Source organism: Bacillus thuringiensis (assembly GCF_001455345.1).
Taxonomy (GTDB): domain Bacteria; phylum Bacillota; class Bacilli; order Bacillales; family Bacillaceae_G; genus Bacillus_A; species Bacillus_A thuringiensis_N.
In genome coordinates, this window is sequence record NZ_CP013274.1 from 514,788 (window position 1) to 534,619 (window position 19,832).

Genomic DNA, 19,832 nt, shown 5'->3' on the forward strand with positions numbered 1-19,832 from the left:
ATTCGTGAATGGAATATTTGAATAGGGGGCAAGGATATGAACAAGAAATCAAAAATCAATAAAGTGATGCTTAGTATTAGTACAATGGCTTTATCGTTAGGGGCACTTCAAGCTCCTGCATCAGCGGAAGAAAAAGTACCGTATAATGTGTTGAAAACGAAACCAGTTGGAATTGAAAAACCAGTAGATGAGATTGGACACGTTTCTAAAGCGGAGGAAACATTATCGTTTCAAGAACGGTTAAAAGTAGGAGATTTTTCACAGCGACCAGCATCTATTCCGAACAAAGCGGCAGTAAAGAAAGTTAAGGAAAGCTATTCAATGGCTGATTTAAACAAAATGAATGATCACGAATTAGTTGAAACGTTAGGCAGCATTAAGTGGCACCAAATTACAGACTTATTCCAGTTTAATGAAGATGCAAAAGCTTTTTATAAAGATAAAGGGAAAATGCAAGTCGTTATAGATGAATTAGCTCATCGTGGTAGTACATTTACGAAAGATGATTCAAAAGGAATTCAAACATTTACGGAAGTGTTACGTTCAGCTTTTTATCTGGCATTTTATAATAACGAATTAAGTGAATTAAATGAAAGAAGCTTCCAGGACAAATGTTTACCTGCTTTAAAAGCAATCGCAAAAAATCCAAACTTTAAGCTTGGTACAGCTGAACAAGATACAGTCATATCTGCATACGGTAAATTAATTAGTAATGCATCAAGTGATGTTGAAACAGTTCAATATGCATCGAATATTTTAAAGCAATACAATGATAATTTTACTACATATGTAAATGATCGAATGAAGGGACAAGCAATATACGATATTATGCAAGGTATTGACTATGATATACAGTCTTACTTAATTGAGGTTCGTAAAGAAGCGAATGAAACGATGTGGTATGGGAAAGTAGATGGGTTTATTAATGAAATAAATCGTATTGCTCTTTTAAATGAAGTAACGCCAGAAAATAAGTGGCTCGTTAATAATGGAATTTACTTTGCTAGTCGTTTAGGGAAGTTTCATAGCAATCCAAATAAAGGATTAGAAGTTGTAACACAAGCAATGCATATGTATCCGCGGTTAAGTGAACCGTATTTTGTCGCAGTAGAACAAATTACAACAAATTATAATGGAAAAGATTATAGCGGGAATACAGTAGATTTACAGAAAATACGTAAAGAAGGAAAAGAGCAATACCTACCAAAGACGTACACATTCGACGATGGATCTATTGTGTTTAAAACAGGAGATAAAGTATCAGAAGAAAAAATTAAGAGACTATACTGGGCTGCGAAGGAAGTAAAAGCGCAGTATCATCGTGTAATTGGAAATGACAAAGCGTTAGAGCCAGGAAATGCAGATGATGTATTAACGATAGTAATTTATAACAGTCCAGAGGAGTACCAGTTAAATAGACAACTTTATGGATACGAAACAAATAACGGTGGAATTTATATTGAAGAAACAGGAACATTCTTTACATATGAGCGCACGCCAGAACAAAGCATTTATAGTTTAGAAGAGTTATTCCGTCATGAGTTTACTCATTATCTTCAAGGGAGATATGAAGTGCCAGGTTTATTCGGAAGAGGAGACATGTATCAAAATGAAAGGTTAACTTGGTTCCAAGAAGGAAATGCAGAGTTTTTCGCAGGGTCTACTCGTACAAATAACGTAGTACCGAGAAAGAGCATCATTAGTGGATTATCATCTGATCCTGCAAGCCGTTATACAGCAGAGCGAACATTATTTGCTAAATATGGCTCTTGGGATTTCTATAACTACTCATTTGCATTACAGTCTTACTTATATACACATCAATTTGAAACGTTTGATAAAATTCAAGATTTAATTCGTGCAAATGACGTGAAAAATTATGATGTATATCGTGAAACTTTAAGTAAAGATCCTAAACTAAATAAAGAGTATCAAGAGTATATGCAGCAGCTAATCGATAATCAAGATAAATATAATGTACCGGAAGTAGCAGATGATTATTTAGCTGAACATGCACCAAAATCGTTAACAGCAGTAGAGAAAGAAATTACTGAAACGTTGCCGATGAAAGATGCAAAAATGACAAAACATAGCTCCCAATTCTTTAATACATTTACATTAGAAGGTACGTATACAGGTAGTGTAACAAAAGGTGAGTCAGAAGATTGGAACGCAATGAGTAAGAAAGTAAATGAAGCTTTAGAACAACTGGCGCAAAAAGAATGGAGTGGCTACAAAACTGTTACAGCATATTTCGTCAATTACCGTGTGAATAGCTCAAATCAATTTGAATATGATGTAGTCTTTCACGGTATCGAAAAAGATGACGGAGAAAATAAAGCTCCAACGATTAATATAAATGGCCCTTATAATGGGCTTGTAAAAGAAGGTATTCAATTTAAAAGTGATGGCTCAAAAGATGAAGATGGAAAAATCGTTTCGTATTTATGGGACTTTGGAGATGGAAGCACAAGTGCAGAAGTAAATCCAGTACATGTATATGAAAGAGAAGGTTCATATAAAGTAGCGTTAATAGTAAAAGATGATAAAGGGAAAGAGAGCAGAAGCGAAACAACTGTCACGGTTAAAGATGGAAGTTTAACAGAATCAGAATCAGAATCAAATAATCGTCCAGAGGAAGCAAATCGTATTGGGCTAAACACTACTATAAAAGGTAGCCTTATCGGCGGAGATCACACTGATGTTTATACATTTAATGTAGCATCAGCCAAAGATATCGATATTTCCGTTTTAAATGAGTATGGAATCGGGATGACATGGGTACTTCACCATGAATCAGATATGCAAAATTATGCTGCCTACGGTCAAGCAAATGGAAATCATATAGAGGCAAACTTTAATGCAAAACCAGGTAAGTATTACTTGTATGTATATAAATATGATAATGGTGATGGAACATACGAATTATCAGTAAAATAAGTGCTTTTCCAATGTATGTTTAACTTTACTTTTTGTGGAAAATAGTATATTATATAGATATATAATATATCGGTTATTTTCTAGGAGGAGCCTGTCACAATGGGTTTCTCCTGTTCTTTTTTAGAGGCCTGTACTGCAGGCTTTTCTTTAAAAGTTAAATAACTGAAAATTAAGAACAATAATCTTTGGAAGAGGTGGGGCATACACATAACAAAAAAGGGATTGTTTAAGAGAGGGGGATAAGAAATGGTTTTGTTTGGTTATCCACTTGAGACAATTTATTTATATGGATTTATTATTGCTACTATACTCACTGTGATTTATATCCTTTTTGGAGATATATTTGAATCCATATTTAGTTTTGGAGGCGGATCGGTATCCGTTGTTACTTTATTACTTAGTTTTTTCGCCATGTTATGTGGACTTAGTTATATAGGAGAATATTTATTTTCCTTTAATAGTATTCTTATTTTCGGGGCTGCATTTGCTATATCTTTTATTGGTGTATTCATAATGAAAATACTAATTTTAAAGCCAATTGCAGAAGCAGAACAAAATACTGTGCAACGTATGGATGAATTCGTTGGTTGCAAGGGAGAAGTCATTACGACAATTCCTACAGAAGGATTTGGTGAAGTATTAATCTCTTCCCAATTTGGAAGTAATGCAATCCCAGCTAAAACAGTTGGAAAAAAAGATATTTCACAAGGAACTGAGGTTATTATCGAGGGAGTCCAAGATGGTGTTTTGCTTGTACAAAACATCGCTTATTCTTTAAAAAAACCAAAATTATAAGGGGGAATTTACATGACGATTCCATTAATTATTGGTGGAGTTTTACTCGCAATTTTAATTCTACTCATTTTAGTATTTATTACGAAGTATCGAACAGTTGGACCAGATGAAGCGTTAATTGTTACAGGTAATTGGCTTGGAGGCGGGAAAAATGTTGTTACCACGGATGATGGAAAGAAGATTAAGATTATTCGCGGTGGCGGTACTTTCGTAGTTCCGATTATGCAAAGAGCAGAGCCTTTAAGCCTATTAAACTACAAGCTAGAAGTCGGAACACGTGATACGTATACGAAACAAGGTGTACCAATTACAGTAAACGGTGTTTCTATTATTAAAGTAGGATCAACAATTGAAGAAGTTTCCACAGCAGCTGAACAATATCTAGGAAAAGAAACGGAAGAGTTAAAAATAGAAGCAAAAGAAGTTTTAGAAGGGCATCTTCGTGCTATCTTATCTTCTATGACAGTAGAAGATGCATATAGTAATAGAGAGCAATTTGCTCAAAAGGTGCATGAAGTAGCTTCTACAGATTTAAAGAAGATGGGTCTTCGCATCGTTTCCTTTACAATTAAAGAAATCATGGATAAGAACGGTTACTTAGATGCACTTGGTCAGCCGCAAATTGCGACAGTTAAGCGTGATGCAACAATTGCGAATGCAGAGCGTGAAAAGGAAGCACGTATTGAAAAAGCTCGCGCTGAGAAAGAAGCAAAAGAAGCTGAATACCAACGTGATGCACAGATTGCTGAAGCTGAAAAACATAAAGAACTAAAAGTACAATCGTATAAGAGAGAACAAGAACAAGCTCGCGCAGACGCGGATCTTTCTTATGAATTACAACAAGCGAAAGCGCAACAAGGTGTAACAGAAGAGCAAATGCGCGTTAAAATCATTGAGCGTGAAAAGCAAATTGAGTTAGAAGAAAAAGAGATTGCGCGTCGTGAAAAGCAATACGATGCAGAAGTAAAGAAAAAGGCAGATGCAGATCGTTATGCTGTTGAGCAATCAGCTGAAGCTGAAAAAGTAAAACAAATTAAAAAGGCAGATGCGGATCAATATAAGATTGAAGCAGAAGCGAGAGCACGTGCAGAAGAAGTACGCGTAGAAGGTTTAGCGAAGGCGGAAATTGAGAAAGCGCAAGGTCAAGCGAAAGCGGAAGTACAAAAAGCACAAGGTACAGCAGAAGCCGATGTTATCAGATTAAAAGGTTTAGCGGAAGCAGAAGCGAAACAAAAAATTGCAGAGGCATTTGAATTATATGGCCAAGCGGCAATTATGGATATGGTACTTAAAATGCTTCCAAGTTATGCGAAAGAAATTGCAAGCCCACTTAGCAACATTGATAAAATTACAGTTGTTGATACAGGCGGCGGTGGTAAAAATAGCGGCGCTGGAAAAGTTGCGGGTTATGCGACTGATTTAATGGCGACGATGCAAGAAACATTAAAAGCTTCTTCTGGCATTGACTTAAAAGAGTTATTAGAAGGATTTGCAGGAAAGGGAGCGGTACAACAATTATCAAATGATAAACCTGTTGTATCTGTAGTAGAAGATGAGAAAAAAGAAGTAGAAAAAGATAAAGAATAGTATAGTGGGAAGAACCTCTAGTAAGTGAGATACTAGAGGTTCTTCTGTGAATTATTCGAATAATGTACATTTTAATATATTGTTTTAATTATTTAATTTATATAGAATGAAAAGGGTATGTATTAATTCTTTAATAGAAAAAGAGATAAAGAGTTGATACATTTTAATCGTATAATTTATATAAAGAAATTAAATGTAAGGTAATTACATTTAAAACGGTATGGAGGGGTAGAAATATGTTTCAAGGGAAATTAAGGAGAAGTAGTTTAAAAGCAAAGTTACTTGTATCATTTGTTATTGTTTTAATTCTTCCAAGTATTGTAATTGGTTGGACGTCTTATCAACAAGCGAAGACAAATTTTAATGAAACAATTTTACAATCAGCGGAAGATAACGTAAAGATTTTAAATAATGTTATTAACAAAGAGATAGACAGTAAAAAGGTAGACGCAGTATATTTTACAAAGTTATTTAATGGAGTAAGTTACGGAACTGATCAGCTTCAAAATGTGCAAAATAAATTAGAAGAATATAATAAATTACATCCAGAAATAGAAGCAATTTATACGGGGTCTAGTACGGGACAATTTATTCAATCACCGTCTATTCAAATGCCAGATGGGTATAATCCTACCGAAAGAGATTGGTATAAAGAAGCAGCGAAAAAAAGCGGAGAAGTGGTTATCACAGCCCCATATAAGTCAAGTACAACAGGGAATATTGTTATTACAATAGCAAAACAAAATGAGGATAAGAGCGGTGTTCTCGGTATCGATTTAATTATTAATGATATTGTAAATACTTCAAAAATGGTCAATATCGGCAAAAAAGGATATGTAGCAATCTTCGACCAATCTAAACATGTAATAGCACATCCGACGATAAAACCAGGTGATAAAATAGAAGAAAAACTTGAGAAGGAATTGTACAAACAGGAAACAGGTGAATTTAAATTCAAACTCGATGGTGATGATCGCAATATTACCTTTATAACAAATAAGCAGACTGGATGGAAAATAGCAGGAATTATGCCTTCAAAAGAAATTATTGAAGCAGCTAATCCTATTTTCTATAAAACGCTAACTGTTATTGGTATTTCATTAATAATTGGTGGGATTTTAATTTACTTCATAATTGCTTCTATTATTAGTCCGTTAAAACAACTTGTTATATCATCGAAAAAAATTAGTGAAGGCGATTTAACAGAAACAATTACAGTCCATTCTAAAGATGAAATTGGACAGCTAGGAGAAAGTTTTAACGAGATGGCGACATCATTACAACAGGTCATTTCCAATATAAATACTTCAGCAAGTCATGTGGCGGCATCTTCAGAAGAATTAACAGCTAGTATGAAGCAGACAAGTGAAGCGACGGAACAAATTACACAAGCAATAGAGCAAGTGTCGAGCGGGGCTGAAATACAAACGAAAGAAGTTGAAGAAGGTGCAACATTATTAGAAGAAGTTACAGAAGGAATTCAGCGTGTTGCAGATAGTTCTTCATTAGTATCCACAGCATCTATGTATACGAAGAAAAAGGCTGAAGATGGTGGAAAGTTAGTTGAACAAACTGTAAATCAAATGCAATTAATCCATGAGTCTGTTTCACAATCAGATAAAGTTATTGTTTTGTTAGATGATAAATCAAAACAAATTGGAGCAATCCTTGAGGTGATTCAACATATTGCAGAGCAGACAAATTTATTAGCGTTAAATGCAGCAATTGAGGCTGCGAGAGCTGGAGAGCAAGGAAGAGGATTTGCAATTGTAGCAGATGAAGTACGAAAATTAGCTGAGCAATCAGGACAGTCTTCTACGGAAATTGGAAAACTAGTGAAAGAGATCCAATTTGATATAAAAGAAACGGTAAGTTCTATGAAGCTAGTTGGGACAGAAGTACAATCAGGGCTTGTAGTTGCAAATGAAACGAAGCAAAGCTTTGCTGAAATATTGAAATCTACGGATGATACAGTTGTACAAATTGATAACATGGTAGGTGTAGCAAAGCAAATGACGGTAGATGCAAGACAAGTAAGTGCATCTATTAATGAAATTGCAGCTACGATTGAAGAAAATGCAGCAAGCGTTCAAAATATTGCTGGTTCCTCTGAAGAACAATTAGCTTCAGTAGATGAAATAAATGCAGCAGCAGTTCATTTATCACAAATGGCAGAAGAATTACAAGAGATGATTGGTAAGTTTAAAGTGTAATAATGATTGTTAAGAAACGAGGTAATAATTTTACTTCGTTTCTTTTTTTATGAAGAGAAAAAGAAAGAAATATAGAGTAACCGTGTTATGATTAAGTATAATTAAAGAGACTGTATATTCTTTAAATTCTATCTTTAATCATGTTAGGGGAATGGTTTTGAAATTTAAAAAATTAAAACTCCAACCGAGAATTACATTAACTATTAGTACACTTATTCTTGTTGTACTTATGCTAACGAGTTATTTATTTTATTACATATTATCTGAAACGGTAGAAGAGCAAATTGGCAAAAGAGCTTTGCATGTTGCGAAAACAGTTGCTGCTATACCTGAAATAAAGGAAGCTTTTCAAAAAGAAAACCCAGCTTCTATCATTCAGCCGATTGCAGAAAGAATTCGAATGGATACAGAGGCTGACTTCATTGTAGTTGGAAATAAAGAGGGGATTCGATATGCACATCCTGAGCGAGATAAAATAGGAGAAGCGATGATTGGTGGAGATAACAAAGGAGTTCTATTAGAAGGAAAATCATATGTTTCGAAAGCAACTGGATCATTAGGCCCTTCATTACGCGGAAAAGTTCCAATCCGTAATCAGGAAAATGAAATCATTGGTGTGGTATCTGTTGGATTTTCAATGGATGATATTCATGGAGCGGTAGAAGTGTATGGAAAGCGTGTGTTTTGGATTACAATAATAGGTCTATTAATTGGAGTAATCGGCTCTATATATTTAGCTGGCAGTATAAAAAGAATGATGTTTGGGATGGAGCCAGAAGAAATTTCATCTTTATATGAAGAGCATAGTACAGTGATTCAATCTGTACGTGAAGGGATTATTGTCATTGATCAAAAGGGCAGGATTAGTTTAGTCAATCAAGCAGCTTATGATATTCTTTCGCTAGATGAACAACGCAATATTATTGGAGAATTTATTTTAAATGTAATTCCTAATTCAACGATACTAGATGTACTTCAAACTGGTGAAGAACAGTTTGATCGTCAATTGAATATAAAAGGGCAGGCTGTGATTGCGAATCGTCTACCTATTAAAGTAAAGAATAAAGTAACGGGCGTTGTATCGAGCTTACGTTTGAAATCTGAAATGGATCAGTTAACAGCAGAATTATCTCAGACGAAGCAATATACAGAGGCATTACGAGCGCAAACGCATGAATATAACAATTTATTGTATACGCTTTCAGGTCTTATTCAGCTAGAATCATATGAGGATGCTTTAGAGCTTATTCATAAGGAAACAGCGGTATATCAAGATTTTGTTCAATTTATTATGAAGCGAATTCAAAATCCATGGTTAGGTGGAATTTTAATTGGATTCTATAATAGAGCAAGAGAGCTGAAGATTGATTTTGTGCTAGATCGAGAAAGTAGCTTAGACAAATTAAGCCCGCACATTGAGAGTAATTATGTCGTTTCCATTTTAGGAAATTTAATTACGAATGCATTTGAAGCGATTGAAAGAAATGAAGAGAATGATAAGAAGGTAAGGATGTTTGTAACTGATATCGGAGAAGAAATCGTAATTGAAGTGGAAGATTCGGGCCAAGGGATTCATGATGAAGTCATTACTAGCATATTCTACAAAGGCTTCTCGACGAAAGAAGGCGGGAAGAGAGGATATGGATTAGCAAAAGTGAAAGAGTTAGTAGAAGATTTAAATGGAAGTATCGCAATCGAAAAAGGGGATTTAGGTGGTGCATTATTTATTATTGCATTACCAAAAAAGAGAGGCGAATTGTAATGGGTGAGGAGATTGAAGTATTGATTGTAGAAGATGATATTCGAATTGCGGACATTCATCGTCGTTTTACCGAAAAGATTGAGGGATTTAAAGTAATTGGAACAGCAACGAATGGAGAACAAGCGAAAGAATGGCTAGATTTTGTGAAGCCACAGCTCGTTTTATTAGACGTGTACTTACCTGATATGCAAGGAACGGAACTTGTCACATATATTAGGAATAATTTACATGATACAGATATTATTATGATTACAGCTGCATCGGAAACAGATGTAGTCAGACATGCTTTACGAGGCGGAGTAACAGATTATATCGTAAAACCACTTATGTTTGATCGATTTAAGGCAAGTTTGGAAAGTTACCAAAAAAAGATTGTGCAGTTAAAGAAAAATAATCAATTATCTATAGAACAAATAGAACATCTATGGTCCCAAAGAGGTGTAAAGGGAAATGAAATAGAATATGCGCCGAAAGGGATAGATCCTTTAACTTTAGCAAAAATAAAAAAGCATATGTTAACAGTGAATGAAGAAGGTATTACGGCAGAAGTGTTAAGTACAATGGTAGGAGTAAGCAGGTCAACAGCGAGGCGTTATTTAGAGTATTTAATATCAGGAAAGAAAGTTCATGCGGAGCTTATATATGGGAGTGTGGGGAGACCAGAAAGAAGGTATTTTCTCGTTTCTTCATAAAAAAACAGTAGAGAATATTATATTCTCTACTGTTTTTTATCTTATATTGGAATAATCCCAATTACAATTCCAGTAATCAACATTACCATTGTCGTTCCAACTGCCCACAATAAAGTGAAGCGTTGATGTTCACCAAAATCAACTTTGGCCATGCCGACTAATAAATAAGTGGATGCGACAAGAGGACTTAATAAGTGAACAGGTTGACCGAGTAAGGAAGCACGTCCCATTTCAGCCGCACTAATTCCATAAGTAGCAGCAGCTTTCGTCAAAATAGGTAGTACACCGAAGTAAAATGCATCATTGGACATGAAGAATGTGAATGGCATACTAAGAAGCGCTGTAATAATTGGTAATTGTGGTCCAAGTGCATCTGGTATAAGAGTTACTACACTTTTAGCCATTGCATCTACCATTTTTGTTCCTGATAAAATTCCAGTGAAAACCCCAGCGGCAAATACGAGAGAAACAACTGCTAATACGTTTCCTGCGTGAGAAGCAATACGCTCTTTCTGTTGCTCTAAGTTCGGATAGTTAAGCATAACAGCAATAGCGAAAGCGATTGTAAATAAAACAGGTAACGGCATAACTTCTAGTATGAGACAGACAAGTAAGGTAACAGTTAATAAAAAGTTAATCCATAGAAGTTTAGGACGTTTATGAACAGCAGTTTCTACCGCGGCAGCTTGCTCATCCATCGTTTGCATTTGTTTTAAATATTGTACATCCATAATACCTAAACGTTTTCTTTCTTTTTTTCCAAGATAGTAAGCAACGAAAACTACCCAAAGTGCACCAGCGATCATTCCTGGTATAAGTGGTGTGAAGAGCTCTGATGCGTCTAGTCCAAGTGCACTCATAACCCGAGCTGTCGGTCCACCCCAAGGCGTAAGATTTGTTACACCAGCCCCTAACATAACAACCCCAGCTAATATAAGTGGATTCATTCCAAGGCGTTTATATAGTGGATACATTGCGGAAACAGTAATCATATACGTCGTTGTTCCGTCCCCATCTAACGAAACAATAATAGTAAGAATCGCTGTACCAACAACGATTTTTAAAGGATCTCCTTTTACAAATTTCAAAATCCTACTAATGACAGGATCGAATAAACCGCTATCAATCATAATTCCAAAATATAAAATAGCAAACATAAGCATAATACCAGTAGGTGCTAGTTTTTGAATTCCTTCTAACATCATAGGTCCCATATTTGCATAAAAACCACCAATTAATGCGAAAGTAATTGGAATTAATATTAATGCTACTAGTGCTGACATACGTTTCGTCATAATTAAAAACATAAAGACAAATACCATCGCAAATCCAAGTAGTGCTAACATGTAATCTCCCCCTCAAAAATGATTGCGCTTTCAAAATAAAATAAAAATTCAGAAAAAAGTTTTTTTGTTTATCATAAAAGCATCTATTTGAAAGGTAAATAATTTGAAAAATAACATCATTAGAAGCATAATTTTTATTTTGGTCATTTTGTTCACGGTAGTTAATTTGAATTTTTAAAAAGTAAGCTGCTCTCCATAAGAATGGTAGAATAAGATGAAAATATTGAAGTGTGAAATAGGGAGTAGATTTTATATGAAAACAAGAATGGAAGAGATTTGTAGTTCTTATGAAGGAAAAGTAGAAGAGATTTTTGTTAATGAATCTTCTTACGTATATGAGTGGGAAAAATTAATGATGATCCGAAAAAGTAACGGTGAGCTTGAAAAGGTTGCAGTCGGCATCAGTGGAAATATAAGATTAGTAAATGTAGTTGTTGGGCAGCAAATTCATACAGATACATTATTAGTTAGACTAGAAGATGATTTATTAATTACAGGTTGTGAATGATGAGAGATGTGTAGATATGACTACACATCTTTTTTGTTCTATATATTACAAAAGACACATTGTTTTTTCACAAATCGCACACAAGTTTTTGGTATGCTCCTTGTAGAAGATAGGGTTAGGGAGGAAATAATACAATGAGAACAAAGTATGTGATGTTTGCTATATGCTTATTCTTTGTCTTTACAATTGTAGGATGTGGTAAGAAACAAGCAGAGGCTATGGCAATTGATGAGAAACATGATAAGTGTGATATTTGCCAAATTGGGGTAATGGATAATCAATTTGCAACAGAAATCATTTTAGAAAATGGAAAAGCATTAAAGTTTGATGATATCGGTTGTATGTATAAATGGATGGAGATTAATCCAGGTGAAAAGACGAAAGAAAAATTTGTTCGAGATTATGATTCGAAAGATTGGGTCTCGTTAGAAGATGCTACTTACGTATATGATAAAACAATTACAACACCAATGGCTTATAATGTCATTTCATTTAAAAACAAAAAAGATGCAGAGAGCTTTGTATCTAACTATAAGGGGAAAGTTCTTTCGTATAAAGAGCTAGCAGAGCATAAATGGGAAATGAATAAAGAAATGATGGGGAACCCGAAAAAGGGAAATCACGGTGGACATCATTAATACTAGAAAAAGACAACTGCACAGTTGTCTTTTTCTAGTATTATTCAGGTGCAAATATAGAAAAGGTGTAAAATTTTTAGAAGAACGGTTACAATGGAATATAGTGACCTAAAGCAATCATTTACCCCGTATTAACGGGTAGTAAAACTCCCACCTCAAAATTAGGCAGGAGCAAAGAAGTTAGGTGGGAGATCAACAGCCCGTAAATACCCGATTGGTTCAACTAATAATCAGTGGGGTGAACCCTCCCACTGATTAAAGTTTCACTTTATGTACTTTTTAGAAATGTATACAAATGCGGTAAAAACGTGCTAAACTAATTGCTTCATAATGTTAATGATGAGGCCATCAGGCGTATCATGCCAATAGGTTGAGAAACATAGTATAAGTTTAAGATAATCCAATTAAAGAAGGAATATAAAGAGCTTATGGATAAATGTACTCAAGAAGAGTTATTGTATGTGATGGAGGAATGGTTAAGAAAACATTATCTTTCATAGGAGCTGTAGTTGTGAGAAAACAAAAAATTTTATTATGTATTTTATTAGGACTTTTAATGACGGTAGTGGCTTGCGATAAGCAAGAAGAGCCAGAATCGAAACCGGTTCATGTGAAAAACGAAAAGAAAAAAGAAAAGCATAAAGAACAGGAAGAATCCAAAGAAGAAAAAAGTATAAATTTAATGGACAAACAGTTGCTACTTTCTGCAACTCTTGGAGACACAGAAACAGCTATGAAGTTGATCCAAGATGGAGCGAATATAAATGTAGAAGGTGACAACGGAGAAACACCCGTCCTTGCAGCAACGTACCAAAATCATGTAGAGACAGTGAAAGCATTAATTGGTGCAGGTGCTAATATTGAAATTAAAGATGAGAAACATAGCAATCCACTTCTTTATGCAAGTAGAGAAGGATATACGGATATTGTAAAAGTATTAATTAATGCAGGAGTTAATACGAAAGAAACGACTAAATCAGGTGGAACAGCACTTATTTCTGCATCTGAGCGTGGCCATGTAGAGGTCGTAAAAGAATTATTAGAGCATACAGATATTGATGTGAATTATAAAAATGCTCGTGGTGGAACAGCTTTAGTAGAAGCAATCGTATTAGGAAATGGTAGTGAAAACCATAAGAAAGTAATTCAAATGCTTATTGACCACGGGGCAGATGTAAATATGGCCAATAAGGAAAATATTACGCCACTGCAATATGCTGAAAAAAGAGGTTTTAAAGATATTGCAAATATGTTGAGGGTAGCTGGAGCGAATGAAGTAGTACAGCCACAACTGCAACAGGTAGAATAACAAGTATGAAATAATCCCATTTAGATAGACAGAATGAAGAAGTCATTGAGTATGATGGATTCAGGAATGTGTATTTGAATGGGATTTTTGTTTTGGGCATGAAAAATAGATTATGGATGGTATATGAGTAACTAAGGAGGATATAAATGAGGCTCTCAGAACTTGATTTAATAGCAATTCAGGTAGAGGTTTTATTTCTTCATAATCAAATAGGAAAAATGAAATATGTAAATGAACAAGGAAATCCGAAAGCACCACGCTTTTTTCTTGGCAGAACTCGTGAAGGGAGTATAACGAGATATCATTGTGATCTGGATAATGAAACGGTAGGTAAGATTGAGAAATTAATTCGAGAACCTTCAAATCATATAGAGATAGCAAAGATTATTCATGTATTAAATGAAGAAAGAACAGTAAAAAATATTTGGATGGGCCCTGCTTTCATGTTCTCTAATAATTTACATAAGCCAACTAGAACAATACAGATAACAGAGAAGAATAAAGAGCTTTTGCGAGAAAATTTTCCTAATCTAATAGAACAGATGGAGTGGAGGCAACCTTACTTTGCAATTGTAAAAAATGAAAAGGTAGTTTCTATATGTTGCAGTGCTAGGAGTACACCTGTAGCTGCTGAGGCGAGTGTGGAAACTTTAGCGGAGTTTCAAGGGAATGGATATGGTACTGATGTTGTTACAGCATGGGCGATATCAATACAAGAGGAAAAGCGCATTCCACTTTATAGCACTTCTTGGGATAATTATGCTTCACAAGCAGTTGCAAGAAAACTAAAACTGATTAACTATGGAATGGATTTGCATATCACTTAAATTTTAAAAATAGTTGTTTGCTGTTGGGGTTCATCCATATATTTAGATTATCGTTAAAAAAATATAGTGAATATTAACATTCGATTAACAGCTAATTAACAATCTATCAAAACTGACTTAATAAATGCGTACTATAGTAAAGGTAACAAAATAACTAGGGTAGAGAACATTTGAGAACACCCGCTTACATATAACGTGCCACTTTCTTAGGTGTGCTCTATTCCCTAGAGTTCAAATAAGGAGAAAGGTGTTCTATGTAAGTAGGTGTTTTTAGTTTGGATAAAAACAGAAAAGCTAGGTGGAATAAATGTTTAAAGAACCTTATATTGCGATGATAAAGGATTGGAAGGGATACAACACATACAAAAAATTACCGAAAACAGTTTTTCTTATGACGGGTTCAATGCTGGAGTTACCAGAGCGTGTATATGAATTACAGAAGCATGGACATGATGTATTTCTTCATTGTGATTTTATACAAGGTTTAAATACAAATACAGAGGAAGCTCTTTTGTATATTCAAGATGTTATCGGGGCGCAGGGTATTATTTCAACAAAAGGTTCGACAATTCGAAATGCTAATAAAATTGGATTAAAAACGATTCAACGCATTTTTATTGTTGATACTTTATCTCTTACAAAATCAATTGAGAATTGTAAAACGACTAAACCGAATGCGGTAGAGATTATGCCTGGTATTATGCCTTCCATTATTAAGCAGTTAGCAGAGGAAATAGAATTTCCTATTATTGCAGGCGGACTGATTCAAACACGAGAAGATGCGGAAATTGCTATTCGTGCAGGAGCAAGTGCAATTTCAACGAGTCATTATGAAGTATGGATACACGAAGAAAAAAGGAGTGCAATCTTGTGATTGAATTGAAAAATGTTTCAAAGGTGTATAAAAATGCGGAAGAGACAGCGGTTAAAGGTGTATCGGTTCACATTAAAAAGGGCGAGTTTTTTGTTTTAGTTGGACCTTCAGGATGTGGGAAAAGTACACTATTACGAATGATTGCTGGCTTAGAAGAGATTTCTTCGGGGGATTTAATTATTAATGAACATGTTGCAAATGATTTAGAGCCGAAAGACCGTAATCTATCAATGGTATTTCAAAATTATGCGCTATATCCACACTTATCTGTAGAAGAAAACATTTTATTCGGACTTAAGGTAAGAAAAGTACAAAAAGAAGAGCGACAAAAGCGATTAATGGAAGCAATTGAAATGGTAGGACTGAAAGAGTATGTAAAAATGAAGCCAGGACAATTATCAGGGGGACAAAGACAGCGTGTTGCGCTTGCTAGGGCGATCGTGAGTCAAGCACCAATTTGTTTAATGGATGAACCACTTTCGAATTTAGATGCGAAATTACGTGCGCAAATGAGGATTGAAATTAGAGAAATTCAGCAACGGTTAGGAATTACAATGATTTACGTTACTCACGATCAAATAGAAGCGATGACTATGGGAGATCGTATCATGGTTTTAAATAAAGGAAGCATACAGCAAGTTGGAACACCGCTTGATATATATAACGAACCAGCGAATGAATTTGTTGCAAGCTTTATAGGGTCTCCTTCGATGAATATAAATGATGGAGAAATGGACAAAGAAAAAGGCGTATTACATATAGGGCAATTGCAAATTCCATTATCTAATGGACTGTTAAAGCAATTACCAGAAGGAACAATTCGAATAGGCATGCGTCCTGAACATATTGAACTGTCTGAGGAAGGGCAAGAAGTCACGTTACAATCTGTAGAAGTATTAGGGAACGAATCTATATTAAATTTCGCGGTAAATGGAATAACTTGGAGTGCAAAAGTCATTGGACAGCTACTCCTGAAAAAAGGTGACAAAGTAAAATTATTATTCTCGCAAGATAAGTTATGCTTCTTTCACCAAAATACGAATGAACGATTAAAAGTGGTAGCTGAAGAAGAGTTGAAAGTGGTGGCGAAATAATGATTGAGGTAGGCAAGTTACCAGCACAAACAAAAGTGTCAAAAAAGAAGAATTTATGGAGTAAAACGAAAGATTTAAGAATAGGATTATTATTTTTGGCGCCATCTATTTTGCTATTTTCGATTTTTCTTTTTTATCCATTATTTAGGACGATTTACTATAGCTTTTATTTAACAGATATACACGGAGAAGCTAATCTTTTTGTTGGCTTAGAAAATTATCAATACTTATTTTCTGATCCTGCTTTCTACAAAAGCATAAAGTCAACTTTATTATTTGTTGTATATACAGTGCCTACGAGTATTATATTCGCTTTATTTCTTGCATTGATTGCAAATGGAAAAGTAAGAGGTATTGGGTTATTCCGTGTGTTATTTTCTTCCACTATGGGAATATCAGTAGCTGCTAGTGCGGTGATTTGGCTATTTTTATTTCATCCAAGTGTCGGGTTATTTAATAATATATTAGCTTCTATGAATCTACCTGCAATCGCATGGTTAACGAGTCCAGATTGGGCATTGTTCTCTGTATCGGTTACAACGGTTTGGGTGAATACAGGATTTGCATTTTTAGTTATATTAGGTGGTTTACAAAATATTGATACGTCTTTATATGAGAGTGCATCTATAGATGGCGCTAGCTATTTATATAAGCTTCGCCGTGTTACATTACCGATGCTATCACCAACTTTATTCTTTATCGTGACAGTAACGTTAATTAGTGCGTTCCAAAGCTTTGGACAAATTGACATTTTAACGCACGGTGGACCAAATGATGCAACGAATTTAATTGTATATTCGATTTATAAAGAGGCGTTTGTGAATCATCAATTTGGAACAGCAAGTGCACAAGCGATGATATTATTTGTTTTCATTTTCATTGCTACATTACTTCAATTCAAGTTTGCTGAGAGAAAGGTGCATTATAAATGATCGTTAAACAGTGGAAACAAAATTTCCTATTATACATGCTGCTCATTATTAGTGCAGTAATGGTGTTTTTTCCTGTACTCTATGCATTTTTAATAAGCTTTATGACACCAGACGATATTCAAATGAGAAGGCTATTTCCGAACCAATTTACTTTCGATAATTTTATTAATATTTTTCAAAAAGTACCGCTTTTGACATACTTGTACAACAGTTTAGTTGTATCGACAGTCGTTATGATTGGACAACTTATCGTATCAAGCTTAGCGGCTTATGCTTTTGTCTTTCTACAGTTTAAAGGAAGAAACCTTATTTTCTTCCTGTTTATTTCAACGATGCTTATTCCGTGGGAAGCAACGATGGTACCGAACTTTTTAACGATTCAAAACTTCGGTTGGATCAATAGCTTTGCTGGGATGACAGTGCCGTTTTTTGCAACAGCTTTCGGTATTTTCTTGTTACGTCAACATTTTATGACGCTTCCGAATGAACTGAAAGAAGCAGCCTTTATTGAAGGGATTGGAAATGTAAGATTTTTATTTAGCGTCGTAATTCCGTATTGTAAAACGAGTTTTATTACGCTTGGAGTATATAGTTTTTTAACAACATGGAATATGTACTTATGGCCACTCTTAGTGACCACTGATGAAAAAGTAAGAACAGTTCAAATTGGTGTAAAGCAGCTTCAGTCTCAAGAAGTTGCAACTGATTGGGGAAGCGTAATGGCCGGTGTTACGGTTATTGTCATTCCAACACTGATTTTACTATTTGTAGGGCAAAAGCAATTACAACAAGGATTAACAAAAGGTGCAATTAAATAACTAAGAGAAGGTGAGATTAAAATGAGTTTAGTTAAAAAAGGTGCTGCTCTATTAATAGTAGCAACAATGGCATTATCTAGTGCAGCTTGTTCAAATAGTAAAACAGAGGGAAAACCTGAAGCGCAGGCAAAAGTAGCACCAGTTGAAAAAAATGGTGATAAAACTGTAATTCGTTTTTGGCATGCGATGGGTGGAAAAACACAAGGCGTACTAGATGGGCTTGTTGCAGACTATAATAAGTCACAAAATAAATACGAGATAAAGGCAGAGTTCCAAGGGACATATGAAGAGTCTTTAACGAAATTTAGAACGATGTCTGCTACGAAAGAAGCGCCAGCTCTTGTTCAGTCGAGTGAAATTACAACAAAATATATGATTGATAGCAAAAAGATTACGCCAATTGATAGTTGGATAAAAAAGGACAAGTATGATACTTCAAAATTGGAAAAAGCAATTACAAATTATTATTCAGTTGATGGAAAAATGTATTCTATGCCATTTAATTCATCTACACCAGTATTAATTTATAATAAAGATGCTTTCGCAAAGGCGGGCTTAGATCCAGAGAAGGCTCCGAAAACGTATGCGGAATTACAAGAAGCAGCGAAAAAGTTAACGATTAAAGAAGGCGGAAATGTAAAACAATATGGATTCTCCATGCTTAACTACGGTTGGTTCTTTGAAGAATTGTTAGCGACACAAGGTGCTTTATATGTAGATAACGAAAACGGTCGTAAAGATGCTGCAAAGAAGGCGGTATTTAACGGTAAAGAAGGACAAAAAGTATTTGGAATGTTAGATGATTTAAATAAAGCTGGCGCACTTGGAAAGTATGGAGCAAGTTGGGATGATATTCGTGCCGCGTTCCAATCTGGACAAGTTGCTATGTATTTAGATTCTTCAGCTGGTGTTCGCGACTTAATTGATGCATCTAAGTTTAATGTAGGCGTGTCATATATTCCATATCCAGAGGATTCGAAACAAAATGGTGTTGTTATTGGCGGAGCATCATTATGGATGACGAATATGGTTTCAGAAGAAACGCAACAAGGTGCTTGGGACTTTATGAAATATTTAACGAAGCCAGACGTACAAGCAAAATGGCATACTGCAACAGGCTATTTCTCTATTAATCCAGATGCATACAATGAACCATTAGTAAAAGAGCAATATGAAAAATATCCACAGCTAAAAGTAACAGTGGAACAATTACAAGCGACGAAGCAATCTCCAGCAACTCAAGGAGCATTAATTAGTGTATTCCCAGAATCACGAGATGCAGTGGTAAAAGCATTAGAAGCAATGTATGACGGAAAGAATAGTAAAGAAGCGTTAGATGAAGCTGCAAAAGCAACTGATAGAGCAATTAGTATTTCAGCTCGTACGAGTCAAAAATAAAAGAAAACCGCATCCTTTTTCAGGATGCGGTTTTCTTTACAAGGAGATAAGGAATCAAAAAAATGAAGAAGTCTTATCTCTTTTATATGAGTAAAGGGT

16 protein-coding genes and 1 pseudogene are annotated in these 19,832 nt (G+C 34.9%); 16 read left to right on the forward strand and 1 reads right to left on the reverse strand.

Going from position 1 to position 19,832, the window contains the following annotated elements; all coding sequences use genetic code 11:
• Positions 1–36: 36 nt before the first annotated feature.
• From colA to ATN06_RS02940, 7 genes and pseudogenes are all read left to right on the forward strand, one after another.
• Positions 37–2,940, forward strand: coding sequence for a collagenase ColA (colA, locus tag ATN06_RS02915; RefSeq protein WP_060629460.1), 2,904 nt, complete (start codon positions 37–39; stop codon positions 2,938–2,940).
• Positions 2,941–3,186: 246 nt separating this feature from the next.
• Positions 3,187–3,735: an NfeD family protein gene (locus ATN06_RS02920; RefSeq protein WP_060629461.1), complete on the forward strand. Its 549-nt coding sequence runs from the start codon at positions 3,187–3,189 to the stop codon at positions 3,733–3,735.
• 12 nt (positions 3,736–3,747) lie between these two features.
• Entirely contained in the window at positions 3,748–5,322 is a 1,575-nt protein-coding gene (locus ATN06_RS02925; protein ID WP_060629462.1) for a flotillin lipid rafts scaffold protein FloT, read from the forward strand.
• A gap of 236 nt (positions 5,323–5,558) precedes the next feature.
• A pseudogene (locus tag ATN06_RS29765) lies at positions 5,559–6,596 on the forward strand (cache domain-containing protein); the annotation flags it as partial.
• 78 nt (positions 6,597–6,674) lie between these two features.
• Entirely contained in the window at positions 6,675–7,535 is an 861-nt protein-coding gene (locus ATN06_RS29770) for a methyl-accepting chemotaxis protein (protein ID WP_372424941.1), read from the forward strand.
• Between the two features lie 157 nt (positions 7,536–7,692).
• The gene (locus tag ATN06_RS02935; protein ID WP_060629464.1) at positions 7,693–9,297 is read left to right on the forward strand and encodes an ATP-binding protein; all 1,605 of its coding nucleotides are present in this window, start codon (positions 7,693–7,695) and stop codon (positions 9,295–9,297) included.
• On the forward strand, positions 9,297–9,989 hold the full coding sequence (locus ATN06_RS02940; RefSeq protein WP_060629465.1) for a response regulator: 693 nt from the start codon (positions 9,297–9,299) through the stop codon (positions 9,987–9,989). Before ATN06_RS02935 ends, ATN06_RS02940 begins: the two co-directional genes overlap by 1 nt.
• A gap of 41 nt (positions 9,990–10,030) precedes the next feature.
• On the opposite strand, the gene ATN06_RS02945 is transcribed toward ATN06_RS02940, so the two are convergent.
• Entirely contained in the window at positions 10,031–11,335 is a 1,305-nt protein-coding gene (locus ATN06_RS02945) for a CitMHS family transporter (RefSeq protein WP_060629466.1), read from the reverse strand.
• 253 nt (positions 11,336–11,588) lie between these two features.
• Between ATN06_RS02945 and ATN06_RS02950 the strand changes: the two genes are divergently transcribed.
• The 9 genes from ATN06_RS02950 to ATN06_RS02990 all read left to right on the forward strand — a co-directional run bounded on the left by ATN06_RS02950 (position 11,589) and on the right by ATN06_RS02990 (position 19,733).
• Positions 11,589–11,843 (forward strand): hypothetical protein, encoded by a 255-nt coding sequence (locus ATN06_RS02950; protein ID WP_029437388.1) that lies wholly within the window; start codon positions 11,589–11,591, stop codon positions 11,841–11,843.
• A 134-nt stretch (positions 11,844–11,977) separates the two neighbouring features.
• Entirely contained in the window at positions 11,978–12,481 is a 504-nt protein-coding gene (locus ATN06_RS02955; RefSeq protein ID WP_060629467.1) for a nitrous oxide reductase accessory protein NosL, read from the forward strand.
• 436 nt (positions 12,482–12,917) lie between these two features.
• Positions 12,918–13,790: an ankyrin repeat domain-containing protein gene (locus ATN06_RS02960; RefSeq protein ID WP_110093204.1), complete on the forward strand. Its 873-nt coding sequence runs from the start codon at positions 12,918–12,920 to the stop codon at positions 13,788–13,790.
• Between the two features lie 146 nt (positions 13,791–13,936).
• On the forward strand, positions 13,937–14,617 hold the full coding sequence (locus ATN06_RS02965; RefSeq protein WP_060629468.1) for a GNAT family N-acetyltransferase: 681 nt from the start codon (positions 13,937–13,939) through the stop codon (positions 14,615–14,617).
• A 307-nt stretch (positions 14,618–14,924) separates the two neighbouring features.
• Entirely contained in the window at positions 14,925–15,491 is a 567-nt protein-coding gene (locus tag ATN06_RS02970) for a glycerol-3-phosphate responsive antiterminator (RefSeq protein WP_060629469.1), read from the forward strand.
• Positions 15,488–16,585 carry an ABC transporter ATP-binding protein gene (locus tag ATN06_RS02975; protein ID WP_060629470.1) on the forward strand — a complete coding sequence of 366 codons (1,098 nt, stop codon included), beginning with the start codon at positions 15,488–15,490 and terminating at the stop codon, positions 16,583–16,585. The genes ATN06_RS02970 and ATN06_RS02975 overlap by 4 nt, the downstream gene beginning before the upstream one ends.
• Positions 16,585–17,517, forward strand: coding sequence for a carbohydrate ABC transporter permease (locus ATN06_RS02980; RefSeq protein WP_060629471.1), 933 nt, complete (start codon positions 16,585–16,587; stop codon positions 17,515–17,517). The genes ATN06_RS02975 and ATN06_RS02980 overlap by 1 nt, the downstream gene beginning before the upstream one ends.
• Positions 17,514–18,335, forward strand: a complete 822-nt coding sequence (locus ATN06_RS02985; RefSeq protein WP_060629472.1) for a carbohydrate ABC transporter permease — start codon at positions 17,514–17,516, stop codon at positions 18,333–18,335. Before ATN06_RS02980 ends, ATN06_RS02985 begins: the two co-directional genes overlap by 4 nt.
• A 21-nt stretch (positions 18,336–18,356) precedes the next feature.
• Entirely contained in the window at positions 18,357–19,733 is a 1,377-nt protein-coding gene (locus ATN06_RS02990; RefSeq protein WP_060629473.1) for an ABC transporter substrate-binding protein, read from the forward strand.
• Positions 19,734–19,832 lie beyond the last annotated feature (99 nt).

Bases quoted from the DNA above. Each gene is read 5' to 3' on its own strand.
- colA (WP_060629460.1), top strand. From the start codon at position 37: ATGAACAAGAAATCAAAAATCAATAAAGTGATGCTTAGTATTAGTACA.
- ATN06_RS02920 (WP_060629461.1), top strand. From the start codon at position 3,187: ATGGTTTTGTTTGGTTATCCACTTGAGACAATTTATTTATATGGATTT.
- ATN06_RS02925 (WP_060629462.1), top strand. From the start codon at position 3,748: ATGACGATTCCATTAATTATTGGTGGAGTTTTACTCGCAATTTTAATT.
- ATN06_RS29770 (WP_372424941.1), top strand. From the start codon at position 6,675: ATGAAGCAGACAAGTGAAGCGACGGAACAAATTACACAAGCAATAGAG.
- ATN06_RS02940 (WP_060629465.1), top strand. From the start codon at position 9,297: ATGGGTGAGGAGATTGAAGTATTGATTGTAGAAGATGATATTCGAATT.
- ATN06_RS02945 (WP_060629466.1), bottom strand. From the start codon at position 11,335: ATGTTAGCACTACTTGGATTTGCGATGGTATTTGTCTTTATGTTTTTA.
- ATN06_RS02950 (WP_029437388.1), top strand. From the start codon at position 11,589: ATGAAAACAAGAATGGAAGAGATTTGTAGTTCTTATGAAGGAAAAGTA.
- ATN06_RS02955 (WP_060629467.1), top strand. From the start codon at position 11,978: ATGAGAACAAAGTATGTGATGTTTGCTATATGCTTATTCTTTGTCTTT.
- ATN06_RS02960 (WP_110093204.1), top strand. From the start codon at position 12,918: ATGTACTCAAGAAGAGTTATTGTATGTGATGGAGGAATGGTTAAGAAA.
- ATN06_RS02965 (WP_060629468.1), top strand. From the start codon at position 13,937: ATGAGGCTCTCAGAACTTGATTTAATAGCAATTCAGGTAGAGGTTTTA.
- ATN06_RS02970 (WP_060629469.1), top strand. From the start codon at position 14,925: ATGTTTAAAGAACCTTATATTGCGATGATAAAGGATTGGAAGGGATAC.
- ATN06_RS02980 (WP_060629471.1), top strand. From the start codon at position 16,585: ATGATTGAGGTAGGCAAGTTACCAGCACAAACAAAAGTGTCAAAAAAG.
- ATN06_RS02985 (WP_060629472.1), top strand. From the start codon at position 17,514: ATGATCGTTAAACAGTGGAAACAAAATTTCCTATTATACATGCTGCTC.
- ATN06_RS02990 (WP_060629473.1), top strand. From the start codon at position 18,357: ATGAGTTTAGTTAAAAAAGGTGCTGCTCTATTAATAGTAGCAACAATG.